Origin of the sequence: Streptomyces sp. NPDC005774 (assembly GCF_042871645.1) — a bacterium.
Classification (GTDB): Bacteria; Actinomycetota; Actinomycetes; order Streptomycetales; family Streptomycetaceae; genus Streptomyces; species Streptomyces pratens.
Map to the genome: position 1 here is coordinate 13,249 of NZ_JBIAIV010000055.1, position 19,006 is coordinate 32,254.

The following is a 19,006-nucleotide window of genomic DNA, read 5'->3' on the forward strand; positions in this document are numbered from 1 at the left end:
AGGATTCGGAGCCCTCCGGCCCGCGGATTGGTCCGATTCACCGAAAGGCTAGAAGAGATGGATGGCAAGGTGCCCGAGCGGTAGCCCGAGCTGCCACGCGGGCGTCCACACCTTCGGCCCCTCGTCCTCCCCGGCCCCCGCGGCGCCGCCCGGCACCGCGTTCAGATCGGGTGCGAGCAGTTCCGTCTCCCGCAACCAGCGCCAGGCCGACCGGGCGAGTTCCAGGTCGGGATCGGCCGTGGTCCGGCCGGCGGCGGTTGCGGAGGCGGCGGTGGCGGCGTCCGCGGTCAGGTCCGCCAGGCGTTGGTGCACCCACTCCTGCCACGGCTGGTCGTACGCGGTCAGTGACAGCCAGGTCTCCAGCTGGGTGATCACCCGGATGCCGGAGAGCTCGCAGTCGGTGTCGGACAGGAAGACGGTCAGCGCCAGCGCGTCCCGGCCGGCCCGGAACTCGAAGGACGTCGTCGGCATCAGGTCGCCGCTGCGCAGCAGTTCGTCGGCGATGTACTCGGCATACAACCAGGCCATGGGGACGGCCAGTTCGCCGTCCCCCGTGCCGTCGGTGCTCTCTTGACCTCTGTGCGGCATCCCTTCCAGCCTTCCTCCGGTACGTGCGCGTCGCCCGAACCCGGGCCCCGGTCCGCAGCACGGATGAGGACAGCCGATTACTCAACAGGGGTCGTCGGCAAGGCGTTTTACGGAGGTTTGACCCAGCCGCCGGTTTCACCGCAGGTCGGCGGCGTATCCCGGAAGCACCCGGCGCAGGGCGCGCAGCGCGTAGTACGCGCGGGACTTCACGGTACCGGGCGGTATCCCCAGCGTCGCCGCGGCCTCCGCCACACTCGCTCCGTGGAAGTACACGAGCACCAGGACTTCACGGTGCTCCGGAGTGAGTGTCTTCACAGCCTGGCGGACATCGAGCGCCGCCGCGGCCCGTTCGGCGTGGTCGGAGGTCACCCGCGCGTTCTCCAGTACCGCGTCGCCCACCTCGGGCGGCCGCGCCTGCCGGGCCCGCCGCGCGTCGATGGCGAGCCGCCGGCCCACGGTCATCAGCCAGGGCCGTACGGAGTCGAAGTCGTCGGCGCGCAGCGCCTCGGGATGCTGCCAGGCCCGTACCAGCGTCTCCTGGACGAGATCCTCGGCACGCTGCCGGTCCCCGTCGCAGAGCCGGAGCAGCAGCGCGAAGAGGGGCCGGCCGTGCTCGCGCTGCAGGGCGGCGAGTTCGTGCTCGGCGGTTGTCCCGTTCATGAGTGTCATTCCGGCCGTCATGGCGGTATGGCAACGTACGGCGCCCTTCGGGGACAGGGCGCGCACCAAGACGTGCGGCGGACGGTCGATCGCGTCGACGAACGGTTCGACGAACGGTCCAGGTGACGGTCCGGGTGATGGTTCGCGCACGCCGGACGGCCTGAACGGCGTGTCGGAGCAGCGGGGACGCAGAAAGTGACTCTTATGTATTTGTCAGTAAATACGACAGAGGAACGCCGTATACCGGGGTGAAATGATGATCGCACGCAGTAGGCAGGTGGCCCTGGCCCTCACCGTCGTCCTCGCCGCGGGCGCAGCCTGGCAGACCCGGGAGCACCGACCACCGGAATCCGGCCATCCGGGCGCCTCGGCCGTACGGGACCGTGGCTTCACCCTGGTCGCCTCGGGGGACGTGCTGCCGCACAGCTCGGTCATCGACCGCGCCCGCTTCGACGCGGGTGGCAGCGGCCACGACTTCGGGCCGATGCTCTCCGGCGTCCGGTCCGTCGTCGCGGGCGCCGATCTGGCGCTGTGTCACATGGCGACCGTGTACGGAGCCGACGGCGACTACACCGGCTCCCCCGACTTCAAGTCCCCGCCGGAGATTGCCCAGGCCCTGGTCGCCACCGGCTACGACGGCTGCTCCACCGCCTCCCACCACACCCTGGACGACGGTACCGAGGGCGTCCGCCGCACCCTGGACGCCCTCGACCGGGCAGGCCTGCGGCACGCCGGCGCCGCCCGGTCCGAGCGCGAGGCCCGCAGGGTGACCCTCCTGCGCGCGGGCCGGGCCGAAGTCGCCCACCTCGCCTACACTTACGGCACCGACATCGCCCCGCTCCCGCCCGGCAAACCCTGGGTCGTCGGCCTCATCGACGAGAACCGGATCCTCGCCGACGCGCGCGCGGCCCGGAAGGCGGGTGCCGACGTGGTCGTGGTCTCCCTGCACTGGGGCACCGAATGGCAGGAGGCTCCCGACGAGCAGCAGGTCGCTCTCGCCCGCTCCCTCACCGCGGCCCGCACCGGCCACCGCCCCGACATCGACCTGATCCTCGGCACCCACGCCCATGTCCCGCAGGCGTACGAGAAGGTCAACGGCACCTGGGTGATCTACGGGATGGGCGACCAGATCGCCGGCGCGATGACCAACCACGAGGGCGCCCCGGACCTCCGCGGAAACCAGTCCACCCTGGGCCGCTTCACCTTCACCCCGCCCGAGCGCCCGGGCGGACGCTGGGAGGTGACGAAGGCCGAGTTCCTCCCGCAGTTCTACGACGTGGACGCAGGCCGCGTGGTCGACCTCAACCGGGCCCTCGCCGGGGGCGCCGAGGACCGGTCCGTCCGCGACCGGATCCGGAACGTGGTGCTGAGCCGGGGCGCGGCGAAGGACGGGCTGGTCATGGGGGAGTAGCCCGTACCGGTCAAGGCGGCGGTCGGTTCACGTCCACGGTGTCGAACAGCGTCAGCGTCTGTGCGAGGACGCGTACGCGGGTGCGCAGGTCGGCGTCCGTGAGGTCCCCGCCGACCTCCCGCGGTACGGCGTGCTCACGGGCGGCGACCGCGGCGGCCGAGCGTCTCGTCCGCGGTGTACGCGACGGCCGCACCGCAGCCACGAGGGGGCGGGACACTACGCGTGCATGGAACAGCCCGAGGTCTTCAACGAGATCCTCCTCGGCTTTCTGCGCACCCTCTGACGCCGCCCGCCTCCCCGTGCCCCTTCTGACGCGGCGGTATCTACGGCACCACCGTCACCGGCCAGCGCCCCGCCTTCACCAGCCGGACCGCCACCGACCCCACGAACCGATGGCCCGCCTGCTCCGAGGCGCCCACCACCGCGTCCGCCTTGAGATCGTCCGCCGCCCTCACCATGCCGTTGTACGGGTCGCCGCAGAAGGTGTGGAACTCCCAACGGAAGTCGAACACCCCCCGGACCTGCTCGGACGCCTCCCGGACCTGCCTCACCAGGTCCTCGGCGATCTCGTCGGTGGTCACCGCCACCGGCGCCCCGAGCGCCGCGCCCGCCGTCAGCACCGGCTGCACGTACACGACGGCGAGCAGGGCGTGCTGCCGCCGGGCCATGCCGGAGGCGTAGGCCGCCGCCCGCAGGGAGGTGTCGGAGCCGTCCACTCCGACCACGATCACCTTCGGGCCGTCCGTACCCCGCTCGAACTGCGTCGAGTGCTTCTCCGTCACGGCGCCGAGGCTATCGGACGCCCGTACAGCGGCGGCACTGGGCCGAGCGGGTGGAAACGCCCCGCCGCACAGGTGTCGCCGAGATGACCCGTCGTCCAGCGGGCGACTGATGAGTCATGCAGAAGGATCAGTTGCTCACGCGGCGCCGGGCGCTGCTCACCGGCGCCGCCGTCGTGGGAGCGGCCGGCGTGACCGGACTCCTCACGACGGGCCCCGGCACCGAGGCGGCACGCCCCACCACGCCCGCCGCCGGAGCCCAGGCCGCCGGCCGCCCGCTCAAGCCCTCCGCGTACCGCCTCAGACCCCTCACCGGCTACGGCCCGCCCAGGACGCCCCCCGGTAGGACCCCGGTGCGGAGCGCACCGCTGCTGCGTGTCTCCGGGCGGGGAAGCACCATGGTGCTGACCTTCGACGACGGACCCGACCCCCGCTACACCCCGGACATCCTCGACACGCTCGCGACGTACGACGTCCGCGCGATGTTCTTCGTGTGCGGGGAAATGGTCTCCTTCAACAAGGACCTGCTGGCCCGCATGTCCGACGAGGGACACGTCGTCGGCAACCACACCTGGTCCCACCCCCTGCTCACCCGTCTGACCCGCGGCAGGATCCGCTCCGAGATGGAACGCACCTGCGACATCATCGAGAAGGGGTACGGCGAACGCCCCCAGTGGTTCCGCGCGCCCTACGGAGCCTGGAACCGCGCCGCCTTCCAACTCGGCGCCGAACTGGGCATGGAACCCCTCGCCTGGACCGTGGACACCCTCGACTGGACCAGCCCCGGCACCCGCACCATCGTCGACCGGGTGGAGAACGGCGCCGCCCCCGGCGTCGTGGTGCTCTCGCACGACGCCGGGGGTGACCGCTCCCAGAGCGTGCGGGCCCTGCGCGAGTACCTGCCCGAACTGCTGGACTCCGGCTACCGGGTCACGGTGCCCCGCCGGCACCACGTCTGAGCGGGGCCGTCCCGTCCGCCCGGACGGGACGGCCGCTCAGCGGGCCTCGGCCAGGCGGGCGAAGACGACGACGTTCCCGTCGTAACCGTTCTGCTGGGTGAAACCGCCACCGCAGGTGATGACCCGCAATTCCGACGAGCCCTTCGAGTTGTAGACCCGGTCACCGGGAAAGTCGCTCTTCGCGAAAACCTCGATGCCGTAGATCTCGAACACCGCGGTTTTTCCGTCCTGGCGCTCGATCTCGACGCGATCGCCCTTCTTCAGAGCCCCGAGCCCGTAGAAGACGGCCGGGCCCAGATTGTTGTCGACATGGCCGACCACGACCGCCGTGCCCTTCTCCCCGGGAGTGACTCCACCGGTGAACCAGCCCGCCAGATTGGGGTCCTCGGGTGGCGGCGCGTCCACCCACCCCTCCGCATCCAGACCCACCGCCATCACCGGTGCGTCCACCTGGATTGCCGGAATCCGGACCCGGCCCGGAATCGAGTACGGCAGCGGTCGCACCGCCGCGGCCGTGGTGGCGCCGGGCACCCTGCTGTCCGCGGCGGCCACGGCAGGCTGCGGCGGCCCCTCGTCGAACTCCCCCGAACCATTTCGGATGAGCGCGAGGCCGGTGAGCAGAACCAGCGCTATCACGCCCCACGGAGCACGCTTCCTCTGCCGCGCCTCCTCTTCGAATTCATCCGGTTCGAAAGCAGACATTCGCTTTTCCCCTCTCGACACGGCCGTCGCCGTGTCACTCGCGCATGGCAGAAACGCTAAAGGCGGTGCACACAACCGGCGACGGGGCAAGAGTGAACGGGTGGCCGGGCGGTGATCGGCAAGCCACCCGGGGTGTCGCCGAACGAAGATCCTCTGACGGCCCGTGGCCTGCGGCGATATCCGAAAGCACGGATCCGGGCGGGCCGCCGCCTCACCGGGACGGACCATTGCCGAAATACGCGCAGGGGCAAGGCAACTGAGGGTTTTGCTGGGAGGCGTTTTCTCGCCGATCGACCGGGGACCGGCCCCGGGGCGTCTTCCTCGGAGGATCACATGCGCAAGTCACGTGCCCTGGCGTCCGCGGGCGCCGCGGTCGCCGTCCTCGGGCTCGCCGCCCCGGCCGCCGTCGCGGACGGCGGCCGGGTACCCAGCCCGTCCAACATCGTCGCCCTCCCCGGCGTGCACACCCCTCGGGTGCCCGGCCGAGCCCTCGGATTCCACGGGCAGCGGGGAGGGGAGCGGCACGGGGCGGCCACCGGCGATGGTCAGGCTCGTGGTGCCGGTGACCCCGTCACAGGTGAAGGCCACCTGGTGGACGGCGCCGGGCCTGGCGTCCCGGTACACCTCCGTCGTGGCCTTCGAGCGATTCTTCGGGATGGTCACGGTGTCGAGGACCGGTGAGGAGACGGTCGCGCGCCCCTCGCACTCACCGCCGGTCCGGTCCACGCGCAGAGTGATCAGGTCGCCGGGCTCGACGAGGGCGGGCCGGAGACCGAAACCGAACGGCGTGGCATCACCGTCCACGGCGACGGCACCCGGTGCGGGGGCGAGTGCGAGGGCGCCGACGCCCAGGAGTGCGGCGGAAGCGACGCGTATCGCGTGCATGGCGAGCCCTCCGGGTCCCGGGGAGCAGCGGCGAACCTGTTCCGCTCGCGCCAGGGATGCGTCCCCGATGCCCGAAACGCTGGAAAGCCGCGCCGGGCGGCGCGATCGCAGGCGCGCGAACGGGTTACTTCTGTGGGCCGCACGGGGGACCACCGATACTGCGGGAGGGGGACGCGCACGGTGTGGCGCACGTCCCCGGGACCGGAACCGTGGTGCGGGCCGGTCAGCTCCCGATGCCGGGGAACAGGAGGCGGAACGGATCGGCCGACGCGGCGAGTCCACGGCTGAACGGTGCGTCGAAATCCCAGATGAGGAAGAGCAGGAAGGCGATCAGTGCCGAGAACAGTCCGGCGAGGATCAGCTCACGCCGGGTGCGCCGGATCTGCAGTGCGAAGATCATCCCGATGGTGACGACCGCGCCGCCGATCAGCCCGAACCACACCACGCCCGGCATGGTCTCCCCGGTCGACTCCGCACGGGCCGCGCGTGCCTGGTCGGCGGCGGACACCTGGTCGACGAGCGGCTGATAGGCCTGAGCCTCGAAATCCGTCGCAGGTTCGTAGTCGGTGACGTCCCGGCGGACCTGGTCGAGCAGCTCCGTCCCGCGCTCGGTGACCTGTCCGTCGTCGGCCATGGCGCGCCACTCGGTGGTCACGACGTGTCCGACATAGGCGTTGACATCGTCCCGAATGCGTTCACGGATGTCTGCCGGATAGATCCGTACCCGCTCCGAGATCTCGTGCAGCGCCGCCGCTTCCGCCCGCACATGGTCCTGGGCGGCGTTGCGCCCCTCCCAGACCCCGGCGATGGCCAGGCCCAGGACGATGGCGTACACCACACCGATCCACATCGTCATGTACTCGATGACGTCCGGGGTCTCGCTGGGGTCCTCGTCGTCGGGTGCCGCGCGGTGACGTACGAGGGTGATGACGACCACCACGACGCAGACGGCCAGCATCGCGAGGGTGAGAACAAGCCATTCCGGCAAGAGGTGCCTCCACGGTGGGTTGTCGGGTTCGGCGGGGACAGGCGGATCCGGGCTCAGCGGGGCCGGAGTGCGGCGATGGCGACGACCGCGGGCATGGCGATGAGCAGGACGAAGGTGAGCGGTGACGTGGCGCCGCCGGACGGCCGCTTGACCGGGGATGCAGCGCGATACCGGGGGTAGTGCACGGGCGTCAGGGACGGGCGCGGGGTGGGAGCGGGGGCGGCCGACGGTGTGGGCGTGGGGTGCGGTGGTGGAGGGGGCGTGGGGGCCGGGGCGGGGGGAGGCGGTACCGGACGGGCCTGGCGTGGGGGCGGAGGCGGAGGTGGGGGCGGATCGGGCTTTGCGGTGGTGAAGGTGGGGGTGGGCTTCGGCGGTGGGGGAGCGGGGGGCGACGGGGTCGGAGTGGGTTCGGGCGCAGGTGGTGGAGGTAGAGGTGGTGGCGGGGTCGGTGTGGGTGTGGGTGCGGGGGGTGAACAGGGCGGCGGGAGCGGCCAGGTCATGTCTCCGACGATCGCCACCGCCTCCGTTCCCCCCGGGCCGGTCGAGGCGTAGGCGCAGGCGTCGGCCATCGCCGCGTCCGGCGCGCCGACGAGCGCCCAGGTCAGTGTCGCCGCCGCCAACACGCGGGCGACAAAGGCGGATCGGGTCGGTACGAGTCCTTGCACGACGAGGATCATGAGCCGCGCTCCGCCGGGACACGCGCGAGTGCCGACGAAATACCTCGATGGGGGTAAATCCGGCAACTCCTGTTTGATTCGGTGCTGATCGCCCGTTGGGGGAATGCGGGTGGATGTGCGATGCGGGAAGGGCGGACGGGGCGATACGGGGAGGAACCGTGGACTCCGGAAGAAATATCGGCCCGCGTTGAACACGGCAGGTGCCGTCGTGCGTACTCCACGTCGAGCGGCGGCGCAGCAGGGCGCTGCAACACCCTTGCGATGATCTGGAGCTGAGATGAAGACCTCCTGGCGGACCGCCTCACTGGTGGTGAGCGCCGCGGTGGTGCTGACGCTGACGACGGCGTGCGGTCAGGACACCCCGCCGGCCAGCAGTCAGAACGTGGGCGCCTCGGCCGTGCCCGGAGACCTCGGAGGCATCGACACCGGGGCCGGCGCGGGGGCCTCCACGAGTCCGGCCGGCGGCGCGGGCGAGCTGGCCGTCGCCACCAACGCCAAACTCGGCAAGCTGGTGACGGACGAGCTCGGACTCACGCTCTACCGCTTCGACCAGGACACCGCCGAGCCTCCCAAGTCCAACTGCGACGGTGACTGTGCCGAGACCTGGCCGCCGGTGCTCGCCGACGACGCCGCCGCCGGCGAGGGCATCGACGAGTCCCTGCTCGGCGAGACCACCCGGGCCGACGGCACCAAGCAGCTCACCGTCGACGGCTGGCCCGCCTACCACTACGTCAAGGACGTCAACGCCGGCGACGTCAAGGGCCAGGGCGTGGGCGGCAAGTGGTTCGCGCTGACCCCCGAGGGCAAGAAGGCGCAGGAGACCGCCGAGCAGCCCGGCCTGTCCACCCGCAAGGATCCCGAACTCGGCGAGATCGTCGTCGACAAGGACGGCAGGACGGTCTACCGCTTCATGAAGGACGAGGCCTGGCCGAAGCCGGTCTCCGCCTGCACCGGTGCCTGCCTGGAGAAGTGGCCGGTGGTGGCGCCGGTCGACATCAACGACACCAAGGGCATCAAGAAGAAGAACTACATGACCTTCACCCGCCCCGACAACAAGGCCGAGCAGCAGACGATCGGCTGCTGGCCGATCTACACCTTCGCGGGCGACAAGGCCGCGGGTGACACCAACGGCCAGGGCGTCGGCGGGACGTGGTACGCGGTGGGGCCGAACGGAGAGCCGGTCGGCGCACCGGAGAAGTAGCGCTACCTCCCCAGGGTGTCGTCCCCATCCGGCGCCGCCGACCCCGGTCCGCCTCTCCGTGTCCCGCGGAGAGGCGGACCGTTTTGCTGCGATTCGCCGGAACTCGTGGAATTTCCGGTGCTCTTCACCTTTCCTCCGCCGCCAGGCCGTTTCTCCGCGTGTCGCGCCATTCCGCGCACCCGGCTTCTCCCCCGTGCCGGACTTCCCCGTGTGTCGGAACTCTCCGGAATGCCGCACATGCCTTTCATGGTGTGCGCACGGTTGCCAATTCGGCACATGCCGTAGGCAGTGACCGGGAACGGATGGTCAATTTCCGTTTGGGGTCGCTCCATTGGCGAGCGATCAGTAGCCTCGGCTCGGACACCGGATCGCCAACGCTGTGGAGAGATAGATGGAGCGTCCCGCCTGGGCCCCGCGGAGCATCGACATCACGGTGCCCAGCGTTTCCCGTATGTACGACTACTACCTGGGCGGTTCGCACAACTTCGAGGTCGACCGGGAAGCGGCCCGCAGTGCCATGGAGTTCATGCCGGGACTGCCCAAGATCATGCAGGCGAACAGGGCGTTCCTGCACCGAGCGGTGCGGTTCGCGGCCGGCGAGGGCATCACCCAGTTCCTGGACATCGGCTCCGGAATTCCGACGTTCGGCAATGTGCACGAGGTGGCACAGGCGGCCGTTCCCGGCGCGCGAGTGGTCTACGTCGACCACGATCCGGTGGCCGTCGCGCACAGTCAGACCGTCCTCGAGGGCAACGAGGACGCGGACGTTGTCGCCGCCGACCTCCGAAAGCCCCAGGAAATTCTGGGAAGTCACGAGGTGGGGCGCCTGATCGACCTGAATCGGCCGGTGGCGCTGCTGCTCGTTGCCGTACTCCACTTCGTGGAGGACGCGGACGACCCGTACGCGGCGGTGGCCGAGCTGCGTGACGCGCTCGCGCCCGGCAGTATGCTGATGCTCACCCATGCCTCGTACGAGGGAATTCCGTTGCCGCCGGAGCGGGCCGGTGGCGCGGTGGACGTGTACAGGAACATCCGCAACCCGTTGATCATGCGCTCGCGCGACGAGATCGCGCGGTTCTTCGAGGGGTACGACATGGTGGAACCCGGACTGGTGCCGATGCCGAAGTGGCGGCCGGAGACCGCATCGGAGGACGAGGATCCCTACGCCTTCTCGGCTTACGCGGGCGTGGGGCGTACAGCGTGAGCGCGGAGCCGGACGGGCCGGAGGGCAGACTGCGCCGGTTCGCGACGATCTGGGGCCGGGCGGTCTTCCCGGTGACCTCGACCTCGTCGACCCGGCCGGAGCTCGAGAAACAACTGGTCCCACTGGCCAGGCGGTTGAGTGAGGCGCTCCGGGCGAGGGCGTTCGACCCGGACACCGGCAAGGCGGTCGGCGCCGCCCTGGTGGAGGCGCACTGCACCGACCCGGAGGTACTCAGCCGGACCCTGGACTGCGTGGACGCCTACCTCGTCCTGTACTGCGGCGGGGACGGAGACGGCGAGGACCTGAGGGCGCGCAGCGCCAGGCTGCAGCACGCCATGGCCGCCGGATACGCGCAGGCGCTGCGCGAACGGACGCTGGCCGAGCAGGAGGCCATCGCCCAGGCCGCGCTCCGGGCACAGGGCGTGGTGGCACAGGCCCTGCACGCCACCGAGGCAAGGTTTCGCGCGGTCTTCGAAGGCGCTGCCATAGGCATCGGCATCGCCGACCTCAAGGGCAACGTCCTCCAGGTCAACGCCGCCCTGCTGCGCATGTTCGGCCTGTCCGAGCAGAGCCTGCGCAGCCGCAGCGTCCTGGAGTGGACGCATCCCGACGACGCTCCGCAGACCTGGGCCCTCTACGACGAGCTGGTACGCGGCGAGCGCGAGCACTACCACCTCGAGAAGGCGTTCTACCGGCCCGACGGCACGGCCCTGTGGACCAACCTCACGGTGTCCCTGCTGCGCGACGCCGACGGCGAACCGCAATACCAGCTCGCGCTCATGGAGGACACCACCGAGCGGCGGCTGCTCAATCTCCGGCTGCGCTACGAGGCCACCCACGACGCCCTGACCGGTCTGCCCAACCGCACGTTCTTCTTCGAGCGGCTGGAGAAGGCGCTGAGCGCCGGTGAGGGACAGCGCTTCGGCCTGTGCTACCTCGACCTGGACGGCTTCAAGACCGTCAACGACAGTCTCGGGCACGCGGCCGGCGACCGGCTGCTCGTGGAGGTCGCCGACCGGCTCGAGTCCTGCGCCACGGCACCCGGAGAGATGGTCGCCCGGCTGGGCGGCGACGAGTTCGTGGCGCTGACCACGGGCCCGGACACCCAGCACACGGTCGACGAACTCGCCACCCGCATCATGAACGCGCTGCTCGCCCCCATCGGCGTCGACGGCCGGGACCTGACCGTGCGCGGCAGCATCGGCGTGGTCGAGGGACCGGCCGGGGAGCGCAGCCCGGCAGAGGTGCTGCGCAGCGCCGACATCACCATGTACCGGGCCAAGTCGGCGGGCGGCAACCGTTTCGAGCTCGCCGACCCGGAGTCCGACGCCCGCGCCATCACCCGGCACGGCCTCACCACGGCGCTGCCCGCGGCGCTGGAACGGGGCGAGTTCTTCATCGAGTACCAGCCGCTGGTCCACCTCGGCGACGGCAGCGTCCGGGGTGCCGAGGCGCTGGTGCGCTGGCTGCACCCGCAGCACGGGGTGCTGTCGCCGGACCGGTTCATCCCGCTCGCCGAGCACACCGGGCTGATCGTCCCGCTGGGCCGCTGGGTGCTCGAGCAGTCCGTGCGCCAGGCCCGCACCTGGCAGGAGCGGCACGGCGGGGCGGACGCGCTCGGCCCGCTACGCGTCAACGTGAACCTCTCCCCCTGCCAGCTCACCCACCCCGGCCTGGTCCAGGACACCGTCGACATCCTGGAGCGCACCGGCGTCGAGCCGAACGCGCTGTGCCTGGAGGTGACCGAGTCGGCGCTCATCGGCGCGGACGACGACCTGCTGAAGCCGCTGCGCAGACTCGCCGAGATGGGCGTGGACATCGCCCTGGACGACTTCGGCACCGGCTACTCCAACCTCGCCAACCTGCGTCGCCTCCCGGTGAGCGTCCTCAAGCTGGACCGCTCCTTCACCCAGAGCATGCAGCAGTTCCCGGCGGACCCGGTCGACCTCAAGATCGTCGAGGGGATCGTCTCCCTGGCCCACAGCCTCGACCTCGCCGTGACGGTGGAGGGCGTCGAGACGGGAGCCCAGGCGGAACAGCTCCGCATACTCGGCTGCGACACCGCTCAGGGCTGGTACTACGCCCGCCCGGGCCCTCCGGAGCGGCTGCACGAACTGGCTCTGGTGGACGCGACGGGGTGAGGCATGTTTCGGTCGCAGCCCCACCGGGCCGTAGGTGAGTCTGTGTGGATGACACACGAGGCAGACGACGTGAATGGTGACGTGCGCGAGGCGATCACGGCAGAACTGCGCCTCATGGACCCCGCCGTCCGAGCCTCCCACCTCCTCGCCGCCGCACTGCTGGACCCGGAGTTCGTCGAGGTCGGCGCCTCCGGCCGGCGTTACACCCACGCGGAGATGGCAGCCGAGCTGCCCGACCACCCGGGCGGATCGGTGGACGGGCCGGTCTACGAGCCGTCGGAGATCAGCGGCGTCCTCCTCGCGCCCGGCCTGGTGCACCTCACCTACGAGACCCGCTTCGACGGCCGCCGCGCCCGGCGCAGCTCTCTGTGGCGCAAGCGTGACGAGGGGACGGGCTGGCGCATGTACTACCACCAGGGCACTCCGGTGCCTCCGGAGGTGGCTTGACCGGCACGCTCACCGCTCCAGGAGCATCCGCTGGAGCTCCCGGGCCGCTCTGGGCGGAGCCACGTCGCTGCGGTGGGCCAGGGCGATGGTGCGGTCGAGGCCGGGGCGGGCCAAAGGGGTGACCCGCAGGCCCTGGCCGGACCGCGCGGCGACCATGCGGGGCACCACGGCCAGGCCCAGGCCCGCCCGGACGAAGCCCAGTACGGCGTCCATCTCCCCGCCCTCCACCGCGAAGTCCGGCTCGAAGCCCTCCGCGCGGCATGCGGCCACCGTCAGCTCCCGCAGGTCGTAGCCGTGCCGGAACATCACCAGGCGCTCGCCCTCGAGATCGGCGACGCGCACGGTGCGCCGGCCCCGGCCGGGCTTGGGGGCGTCCGGGGAGGAGACCACCACCAGGTCCTCGCGCAGCAGCGCCACCGTGGTGAGCGCGGGGGAGGGGGTCGGCAGGGGCAGCACGACCAGGGCCAGGTCCAGGGCACCGCGGGCCAGCTCGCGCACCAGGTCGTGGGAGCCGCTCTCCTCGATCAGCAGCCGGACGCCCGGATAGCGGTCGTGGAAGGCGCGCAGCACGTCCGGCAGCAGCCCGGTGCACAGGCTCGGGGTCGCCCCCAGCCTGACCCGGCCGCTGCGCAGCTGGGCCAGCTCCTGCACTTCGTGTCGGGCCGTGTCCGCGTCGGCCAGGATGCGCCGGGCCAGCGGCAGCAGTGCCTCGCCCGCGTCGGTCAGCGTGATGTTGCCGCGCGCCCGCAGGAACAGATCCGCCCCCAGCTCCCGCTCCAGTGCCTTGATCTGCTGGGAGAGGGACGGCTGTGCGACATGGACCAGTTCCGCGGCCCGGGTGAAGTGCCGGGTCTCGGCGACCGCCACGAAGTACTGGAGCTGCTGGAACTGCATATGCCCAGCATAGTGCCGCCATAGGGGGAAGCTATGGAAACGAGGGATTCCATGTCTTGGACCGATGGGGGCCTTTGGCCCTAGCGTTCTGTGACATGGCTCTGGCAACGCGGACGGACCGACGACCGTCCATGGCACGCAACGTGTGGAACTCGACCGTCGGCAAGAAGACAGTGATGGCCGTCAGCGGCCTGATCATGCTGCTCTACCTGGTCGCCCACATGCTCGGCAACCTGAAGATCTACTTCGGCGCGCCCGAGTTCAACGAGTACGCGCACTGGCTGCGCACCATGGGCGAGCCGCTCCTGCACTACGAGTGGGCCCTGTGGGTGGTCCGCGTCGTGCTCGTCGTCGCGGTCGTCGCGCACGCCGTCTCCGCGTACCAGCTCAGCCGCCGCGACATCAAGGCGCGCCCCAGCAAGTACGTCCACAAGAAGGCGCGGGCCAGTTACGCCACGCGCACCATGCGCTGGGGCGGGATCATCCTCGCCCTGTTCATCGTCTGGCACATCCTCGACCTGACCACCGGCCACGTGCACTCCGGCGGCTTCGAGGAGGGCAAGCCCTACCAGAACGTCGTGGACACCTTCTCCACCTGGTACGGCAACGTCATCTACATCGTCGCGGTGCTCGCCGTCGGCCTGCACATCCGGCACGGCTTCTGGAGCGCCGCCCAGACCCTCGGCGTCGGCAGCCGCACCCGCGACCGCGCCCTGAAGGGCCTGGCGAACGTCCTCGCGCTGCTGCTCACGATCGGCTTCCTCGCCGTCCCCGTGGGCGTCATGACCGGAGTGGTGAGCTGATATGACTACCTATGTCGAGTACGCGACCGGTGAGCCGGCCGTCGACACCCAGGCCCCGTCCGGGCCGATCGCGGAGCGCTGGGACAAGCGCCGCTTCGAGGCCAAGCTGGTCAACCCCGCCAACCGGCGCAAGCAGACCGTCATCGTCGTCGGCACCGGCCTCGCCGGCGGCTCCGCCGGTGCCACGCTCGCCGAACAGGGCTACAACGTCGTCCAGTTCTGCTACACGGACTCCCCGCGCCGGGCCCACTCGATCGCTGCCCAGGGCGGCATCAACGCGGCGAAGAACTACCGCAACGACGGCGACTCCGTGCACCGCCTCTTCTACGACACCGTCAAGGGCGGCGACTTCCGCTCGCGCGAGTCCAACGTGCACCGGCTCGCGCAGATCTCCGTCGAGATCATCGACCAGTGCGTCGCCCAGGGCGTGCCGTTCGCCCGCGAGTACGGCGGCCTGCTCGACACCCGTTCCTTCGGCGGCGTCCAGGTCTCCCGCACCTTCTACGCCCGCGGCCAGACGGGCCAGCAGCTCCTCCTCGGCGCCTACCAGGCGCTCTCGAGGCAGATCGCCGCCGGCAACGTCGAGATGCACGCGCGCACCGAGATGCTCGACCTGATCGTCATCGACGGCCGGGCCCGCGGAATCGTCGCCCGGGACCTGATCACCGGAAAGATCGACACCTACTTCGCGGACGCGGTCGTCCTCGCCACCGGCGGCTACGGCAACGTCTTCTACCTGTCGACCAACGCCATGAACTCCAACGCGACCGCCGTCTGGCGGGCGCACCGGCGTGGCGCGTACTTCGCCAACCCCTGCTTCACCCAGATCCACCCCACCTGCATCCCGCGCACCGGCGACCACCAGGCCAAACTGACGCTGATGAGCGAGTCGCTGCGCAACGACGGCCGCATCTGGGTGCCCAGGGCCAAGGGCGACGACCGCCCGCCGAACGAGATCCCCGAGGACGAGCGCGACTACTACCTGGAGCGCATCTACCCGTCCTTCGGCAACCTGGTGCCCCGCGACATCGCCTCCCGCGCCGCGAAGAACGTCTGCGACGAGGGCAGGGGCGTCGGCCCCGGCGGCCAGGGTGTCTACCTCGACTTCGCCGACGCCATCGAACGGCTGGGCCGCAAGGCGGTCGAGGCCAAGTACGGCAACCTCTTCGACATGTACCAGCAGATCACCGACGAGGACCCGTACCGGGTGCCGATGCGGATCTACCCCGCCGTGCACTACACGATGGGCGGCCTGTGGGTCGACTACGACCTGCAGACCACCGTCCCCGGCCTGTTCGCCATCGGCGAGGCCAACTTCTCCGACCACGGCGCCAACCGGCTCGGCGCCTCCGCGCTGATGCAGGGCCTGGCCGACGGCTACTTCGTCCTCCCGGCCACCATCAACGACTACCTGGCGCGCAACCCGCACAAGGACGAGGTCGACGCCGAACACCCGGAGGTCCAGGAGGTCCTGGCGCAGACCGAGGACCGGCTGAACCTGCTGCTGTCCGTCGACGGCGACCGCACCCCCGACTCCTTCCACCGCGAACTCGGCGAACTCATGTGGGAGTTCTGCGGCATGGCCCGCACCGAATCGGGCCTGCGCAAGGCGCTGGAGCGCATCCCGCAGATCCGCGAGGAGTTCTGGCGGCGGATCAAGGTCCCCGGCACCGGCGAGGAGTTCAACCAGTCCCTGGAGCGGGCCAACCGCATCGTCGACTACCTCGAGCTCGCCGAGCTGATGTGCCTCGACGCCCTGCACCGCGCCGAATCCTGCGGCGGCCACTTCCGCGAGGAGTCCCAGAGCCCCGACGGCGAGGCCGCCCGCCGGGACGAGGAGTTCACCTACGCCGCCGCCTGGGAGTTCACCGGCACGGGCGACGCTCCCGTCCTGCACAAGGAAGACCTCGTCTTCGAGTACGTCCACCCCACTCAGCGGAGCTACGCATGAAGCTCACCCTGCGCGTCTGGCGGCAGAAGAACGCCGACGCCGACGGCGCCATGTCCACGTACGAAGTGGACGGCATCTCACCCGACATGTCCTTCCTGGAGATGCTCGACACCCTCAACGAGGAACTCACCCTCGAGGGCGAGGACCCGGTCGCCTTCGACCACGACTGCCGCGAGGGCATCTGCGGCGCCTGCTCGCTGGTCATCAACGGCGACGCCCACGGCCCCGAGCGCACCACCACCTGCCAGCTGCACATGCGGTCCTTCAAGGACGGCGACACCATCGACGTCGAACCGTGGCGGGCGGCGGCCTTCCCGGTGGTGAAGGACCTCGTCGTCGACCGGACGGCCTTCGACCGGATCATCCAGGCAGGCGGTTACGTCAGCGTCCCCACCGGCTCCGCGCCCGAGGCGCACGCCACGCCCGTTCCGAAGCCGGACGCGGACCTCGCCTTCGAGCACGCCGAGTGCATCGGCTGCGGCGCCTGCGTCGCGGCCTGCCCCAACGGCGCCGCGATGCTCTTCACCTCGGCGAAGATCAACCACCTCAACGTGCTGCCGCAGGGCGCGCCCGAGCGCGAGACCCGGGTGCTCGACATGGTGGCGCAGATGGACGACGAGGGCTTCGGCGGCTGCACCCTCGCCGGAGAATGCGCCACCGCCTGCCCCAAGGGCATCCCGCTGTTCTCCATCACCGCGATGAACAAGGAGTGGCTGCGCGCCACGGCCAAGGGAACCGGCCGGTAACCGCCGGGCGGGCAGCAGGGAAACGTTCGCCAGGGGGCGGACGGGCGGGACCGGGAGTGGTGCTCATCCCCGGTCCCGTCTGCTGTCCGGGCCACGCCCGCCGCTGTGCGGGCGACGCCAGGCATTCAGCATCCCCACATCCGTACTCCCGGCTCAGGTCACGTACACGCCAACCGGCATCGGCAGAAACAAGGGGAGTCCCCGTCCCACCCCGCTCCGGCACGTGACCAGGAGAGAGCCATGACCGCCGTCCTGACCGCAGACCACCCCGCCAAGCCCGCGGCGCCCACCCGCTACACCGTCACCCTCGCCCGCGACGAGGACGACGTGCGCGCCGCCCAGCGGCTGCGGCACGACGTCTTCGCCGGAGAAATGGGTGCCCTGCTGGCCACCCCGCAGCCGGGCCTGGACGTCGACCCCTTCGACGCCTACTGCGACCACCTGCTCGTGCGCGAGGAGGTGAGCGGCCAGGTCGTCGGAACCTACCGGCTGCTGCCGCCCGAGCGCGCCGCGGTCGCCGGCCGCCTGTACGCGGAGACCGAGTTCGACATCGCCGCCCTCGACCCGATCCGGCCGGGTCTCGTCGAGGTCGGCCGCTCCTGCGTGCACCCCGGCCACCGCGACGGCGCGGTCATCGGCCTCATCTGGGCCGGCATCGCCCGCTACATGATCGACCGGGGCCACGAGTGGCTCGCGGGCTGCTGCTCCGTCCCGCTCGCCGACGGTGGCACGCTCGCCGCCGCCACCTGGGACCGCGTCCAGGGCAAGCACCTCGCCCCCGAGGAGTACCGCGTACGCCCTCTGCACCCGTGGCGGCCGACGACCGCAGTACCCGGGCCGACGACCGCGGCACCCGCCGCCCGCACCGAGCTGCCCGCCCTGCTGCGCGGCTACCTCCGGCTCGGCGCCTGGGTCTGCGGCGAGCCCGCGCACGACGCGGACTTCGGGGTAGCCGACCTGTATGTGCTGCTGCCGATGAACCGGGTCAACCAGCGTTATCTGCGGCACTTCCTCTCCCTCGTGCCGGCGAAATGAGCGTCTGGCTACCCGGCGCGCCCTGCACTCCGAGCGGCTGCGTGGTGCCGACGGGGACCGCGAGGGCCCTACCGGGAGCGGCGCTGCGGCTGACCGCGGTCGTCGTCCTGGTGCTCGCCGGGGTCCTGCTGCTGCCCGTCGGGCGGCGGATCCCGGCAGGTCTCGTGGGCCGGTGGTGCCGGTGGATCGTACGGACCGCCGGGGTCCGGGTCCGGATCACCGGAGCCGCCGTGCCCACCGGCGGGCTGCTGCTCGTCGCCAACCACATCTCCTGGCTGGACATCCCGTTGCTGAGCGCGGTCCGTCCGGCCCGCATGCTGGCCAAGGCCGAGATACGGCAGTGGCCGCTGGCGGGGCCGCTGGTCGCGCGCAGCGGCGTTCTGTTCATCGACCGCGACCGGCTGCGCGCTCTTCCGGGCACGGTCGCCCGAGTCGCCGCGGCGCTCGGCGAGGGCTCGGCCGTCGCGGTCTTCCCCGAGGGAAGCACCTGGTGCGGCCGGGGAGAAGGCTCCTTCCGCCGGGCGGCCTTCCAGGCGGCGATCGACGCCGGAGTCCCGGTGCAGCCGGTCCGCATCCGCTACCGCGACGCGAGCGGAACCCCTGCCACCGCCCCGGCCTTCGTCGGGGACGACACCCTGTTCGCGTCCCTGTGGCGGGTGGTCTCGGCCCGGGGCCTGGTCGCCGAGGTCGGGATACGGTCCGCCATCCCGCCGGGCAGCCACCCGGACCGCCGCGCCCTGGCCGCCGCCGCGCAACCGCACGGCGGTCCGGGGCGGGGCCATCGGGCCGGTCGGCGGGCAGGGCGGCAGGCCGGTCAGGGGGTGGAGCGGCGGACCGGGCACAGGGTCGGACATCAGGCCCGTTGCCCGGTCGAGGACCTCCGGTCGCGACCACCGGAAGTGAGCGCTGTCGAAAATTAAGCACGCTTTGCGCCT

General features: G+C 71.1%; 20 protein-coding genes and 1 pseudogene. 12 read left to right on the forward strand and 9 right to left on the reverse strand.

Features of this window, described 5'->3' with window-relative positions; genetic code table 11:
- Positions 1-48 precede the first annotated feature (48 nt).
- Together ACFYQA_RS33005 and ACFYQA_RS33010 are read right to left on the reverse strand one after the other, a co-directional pair.
- On the reverse strand, positions 49-588 hold the full coding sequence (locus ACFYQA_RS33005) for a hypothetical protein (RefSeq protein WP_388925889.1): 540 nt from the start codon (positions 586-588) through the stop codon (positions 49-51).
- A gap of 135 nt (positions 589-723) precedes the next feature.
- Positions 724-1,269 carry a sigma-70 family RNA polymerase sigma factor gene (locus ACFYQA_RS33010; RefSeq protein WP_332432208.1) on the reverse strand — a complete coding sequence of 182 codons (546 nt, stop codon included), beginning with the start codon at positions 1,267-1,269 and terminating at the stop codon, positions 724-726.
- A gap of 235 nt (positions 1,270-1,504) precedes the next feature.
- Between ACFYQA_RS33010 and ACFYQA_RS33015 the strand changes: the two genes are divergently transcribed.
- On the forward strand, positions 1,505-2,659 hold the full coding sequence (locus ACFYQA_RS33015; protein WP_388925968.1) for a CapA family protein: 1,155 nt from the start codon (positions 1,505-1,507) through the stop codon (positions 2,657-2,659).
- Positions 2,660-2,669: 10 nt separating this feature from the next.
- Here the strand turns inward: ACFYQA_RS33015 and ACFYQA_RS33020 are convergent, their stop codons facing one another.
- Complete coding sequence (locus ACFYQA_RS33020) at positions 2,670-2,876, reverse strand: hypothetical protein (RefSeq protein WP_388925893.1); 207 nt, start codon at positions 2,874-2,876, stop codon at positions 2,670-2,672.
- A gap of 106 nt (positions 2,877-2,982) precedes the next feature.
- Positions 2,983-3,441: a universal stress protein gene (locus ACFYQA_RS33025; protein WP_388925896.1), complete on the reverse strand. Its 459-nt coding sequence runs from the start codon at positions 3,439-3,441 to the stop codon at positions 2,983-2,985.
- Positions 3,442-3,557: 116 nt separating this feature from the next.
- On the opposite strand from ACFYQA_RS33025, the gene ACFYQA_RS33030 reads away from it, so the two are divergent.
- On the forward strand, positions 3,558-4,397 hold the full coding sequence (locus ACFYQA_RS33030) for a polysaccharide deacetylase family protein (protein ID WP_386392691.1): 840 nt from the start codon (positions 3,558-3,560) through the stop codon (positions 4,395-4,397).
- 36 nt (positions 4,398-4,433) lie between these two features.
- On the opposite strand, the gene ACFYQA_RS33035 is transcribed toward ACFYQA_RS33030, so the two are convergent.
- A complete protein-coding gene (locus ACFYQA_RS33035) occupies positions 4,434-5,099 on the reverse strand; it encodes a class F sortase (protein WP_388925899.1) in 666 nt (221 codons plus the stop codon).
- Positions 5,100-5,267: 168 nt separating this feature from the next.
- Here ACFYQA_RS33035 and ACFYQA_RS33040 point away from each other — a divergent pair.
- Positions 5,268-5,561, forward strand: a pseudogene (locus ACFYQA_RS33040) (hypothetical protein); the annotation flags it as partial.
- Here the strand turns inward: ACFYQA_RS33040 and ACFYQA_RS33045 are convergent.
- From ACFYQA_RS33045 to ACFYQA_RS33055, 3 genes are all read right to left on the reverse strand, one after another.
- Positions 5,442-5,984 (reverse strand): hypothetical protein, encoded by a 543-nt coding sequence (locus tag ACFYQA_RS33045; RefSeq protein ID WP_388925901.1) that lies wholly within the window; start codon positions 5,982-5,984, stop codon positions 5,442-5,444. The pseudogene ACFYQA_RS33040 and the gene ACFYQA_RS33045 overlap by 120 nt on opposite strands.
- 223 nt (positions 5,985-6,207) lie before the next feature.
- Positions 6,208-6,972, reverse strand: a complete 765-nt coding sequence (locus tag ACFYQA_RS33050; protein ID WP_388925904.1) for a hypothetical protein — start codon at positions 6,970-6,972, stop codon at positions 6,208-6,210.
- A gap of 53 nt (positions 6,973-7,025) precedes the next feature.
- Positions 7,026-7,157: a hypothetical protein gene (locus tag ACFYQA_RS33055; RefSeq protein WP_388925907.1), complete on the reverse strand. Its 132-nt coding sequence runs from the start codon at positions 7,155-7,157 to the stop codon at positions 7,026-7,028.
- A 769-nt stretch (positions 7,158-7,926) separates the two neighbouring features.
- Between ACFYQA_RS33055 and ACFYQA_RS33060 the strand changes: the two genes are divergently transcribed.
- The 4 genes from ACFYQA_RS33060 to ACFYQA_RS33075 all read left to right on the forward strand — a co-directional run bounded on the left by ACFYQA_RS33060 (position 7,927) and on the right by ACFYQA_RS33075 (position 12,642).
- Positions 7,927-8,850, forward strand: a complete 924-nt coding sequence (locus tag ACFYQA_RS33060) for an SCO0930 family lipoprotein (RefSeq protein ID WP_388925910.1) — start codon at positions 7,927-7,929, stop codon at positions 8,848-8,850.
- 391 nt (positions 8,851-9,241) lie between these two features.
- Positions 9,242-10,054, forward strand: coding sequence for an SAM-dependent methyltransferase (locus ACFYQA_RS33065; RefSeq protein ID WP_388925913.1), 813 nt, complete (start codon positions 9,242-9,244; stop codon positions 10,052-10,054).
- Complete coding sequence (locus ACFYQA_RS33070) at positions 10,051-12,195, forward strand: putative bifunctional diguanylate cyclase/phosphodiesterase (RefSeq protein ID WP_388925916.1); 2,145 nt, start codon at positions 10,051-10,053, stop codon at positions 12,193-12,195. Before ACFYQA_RS33065 ends, ACFYQA_RS33070 begins: the two co-directional genes overlap by 4 nt.
- 48 nt (positions 12,196-12,243) lie before the next feature.
- Entirely contained in the window at positions 12,244-12,642 is a 399-nt protein-coding gene (locus ACFYQA_RS33075; protein ID WP_388925919.1) for a DUF4440 domain-containing protein, read from the forward strand.
- A gap of 9 nt (positions 12,643-12,651) precedes the next feature.
- Here ACFYQA_RS33075 and ACFYQA_RS33080 read toward each other — a convergent pair whose 3' ends face one another.
- On the reverse strand, positions 12,652-13,536 hold the full coding sequence (locus tag ACFYQA_RS33080; RefSeq protein ID WP_388925922.1) for a LysR family transcriptional regulator: 885 nt from the start codon (positions 13,534-13,536) through the stop codon (positions 12,652-12,654).
- A gap of 131 nt (positions 13,537-13,667) precedes the next feature.
- Here ACFYQA_RS33080 and ACFYQA_RS33085 point away from each other — a divergent pair, with 131 nt between their 5' ends.
- The 5 genes from ACFYQA_RS33085 to ACFYQA_RS33105 all read left to right on the forward strand — a co-directional run bounded on the left by ACFYQA_RS33085 (position 13,668) and on the right by ACFYQA_RS33105 (position 18,991).
- Complete coding sequence (locus tag ACFYQA_RS33085) at positions 13,668-14,339, forward strand: succinate dehydrogenase (protein WP_388925925.1); 672 nt, start codon at positions 13,668-13,670, stop codon at positions 14,337-14,339.
- A gap of 1 nt (position 14,340) precedes the next feature.
- On the forward strand, positions 14,341-16,290 hold the full coding sequence (locus ACFYQA_RS33090) for a fumarate reductase/succinate dehydrogenase flavoprotein subunit (RefSeq protein WP_388925928.1): 1,950 nt from the start codon (positions 14,341-14,343) through the stop codon (positions 16,288-16,290).
- A complete protein-coding gene (locus ACFYQA_RS33095; protein ID WP_388925931.1) occupies positions 16,287-17,036 on the forward strand; it encodes a succinate dehydrogenase/fumarate reductase iron-sulfur subunit in 750 nt (249 codons plus the stop codon). Before ACFYQA_RS33090 ends, ACFYQA_RS33095 begins: the two co-directional genes overlap by 4 nt.
- A gap of 240 nt (positions 17,037-17,276) precedes the next feature.
- The gene (locus ACFYQA_RS33100; RefSeq protein ID WP_388925934.1) at positions 17,277-18,071 is read left to right on the forward strand and encodes a GNAT family N-acetyltransferase; all 795 of its coding nucleotides are present in this window, start codon (positions 17,277-17,279) and stop codon (positions 18,069-18,071) included.
- Positions 18,068-18,991 carry a lysophospholipid acyltransferase family protein gene (locus tag ACFYQA_RS33105; RefSeq protein ID WP_388925937.1) on the forward strand — a complete coding sequence of 308 codons (924 nt, stop codon included), beginning with the start codon at positions 18,068-18,070 and terminating at the stop codon, positions 18,989-18,991. Before ACFYQA_RS33100 ends, ACFYQA_RS33105 begins: the two co-directional genes overlap by 4 nt.
- The last annotated feature ends 15 nt before the right edge of the window (positions 18,992-19,006 follow it).

Excerpts from the sequence above, each read along its gene's own strand:
- ACFYQA_RS33005 (WP_388925889.1), bottom strand. The coding sequence starts at position 588 with ATGCCGCACAGAGGTCAAGAGAGCACCGACGGCACGGGGGACGGCGAA.
- ACFYQA_RS33010 (WP_332432208.1), bottom strand. The coding sequence starts at position 1,269 with ATGACGGCCGGAATGACACTCATGAACGGGACAACCGCCGAGCACGAA.
- ACFYQA_RS33015 (WP_388925968.1), top strand. The coding sequence starts at position 1,505 with ATGATCGCACGCAGTAGGCAGGTGGCCCTGGCCCTCACCGTCGTCCTC.
- ACFYQA_RS33030 (WP_386392691.1), top strand. The coding sequence starts at position 3,558 with ATGCAGAAGGATCAGTTGCTCACGCGGCGCCGGGCGCTGCTCACCGGC.
- ACFYQA_RS33035 (WP_388925899.1), bottom strand. The coding sequence starts at position 5,099 with ATGTCTGCTTTCGAACCGGATGAATTCGAAGAGGAGGCGCGGCAGAGG.
- ACFYQA_RS33045 (WP_388925901.1), bottom strand. The coding sequence starts at position 5,984 with ATGCACGCGATACGCGTCGCTTCCGCCGCACTCCTGGGCGTCGGCGCC.
- ACFYQA_RS33060 (WP_388925910.1), top strand. The coding sequence starts at position 7,927 with ATGAAGACCTCCTGGCGGACCGCCTCACTGGTGGTGAGCGCCGCGGTG.
- ACFYQA_RS33065 (WP_388925913.1), top strand. The coding sequence starts at position 9,242 with ATGGAGCGTCCCGCCTGGGCCCCGCGGAGCATCGACATCACGGTGCCC.
- ACFYQA_RS33075 (WP_388925919.1), top strand. The coding sequence starts at position 12,244 with ATGACACACGAGGCAGACGACGTGAATGGTGACGTGCGCGAGGCGATC.
- ACFYQA_RS33080 (WP_388925922.1), bottom strand. The coding sequence starts at position 13,536 with ATGCAGTTCCAGCAGCTCCAGTACTTCGTGGCGGTCGCCGAGACCCGG.
- ACFYQA_RS33085 (WP_388925925.1), top strand. The coding sequence starts at position 13,668 with ATGGCACGCAACGTGTGGAACTCGACCGTCGGCAAGAAGACAGTGATG.
- ACFYQA_RS33090 (WP_388925928.1), top strand. The coding sequence starts at position 14,341 with ATGACTACCTATGTCGAGTACGCGACCGGTGAGCCGGCCGTCGACACC.
- ACFYQA_RS33095 (WP_388925931.1), top strand. The coding sequence starts at position 16,287 with ATGAAGCTCACCCTGCGCGTCTGGCGGCAGAAGAACGCCGACGCCGAC.
- ACFYQA_RS33100 (WP_388925934.1), top strand. The coding sequence starts at position 17,277 with ATGACCGCCGTCCTGACCGCAGACCACCCCGCCAAGCCCGCGGCGCCC.
- ACFYQA_RS33105 (WP_388925937.1), top strand. The coding sequence starts at position 18,068 with ATGAGCGTCTGGCTACCCGGCGCGCCCTGCACTCCGAGCGGCTGCGTG.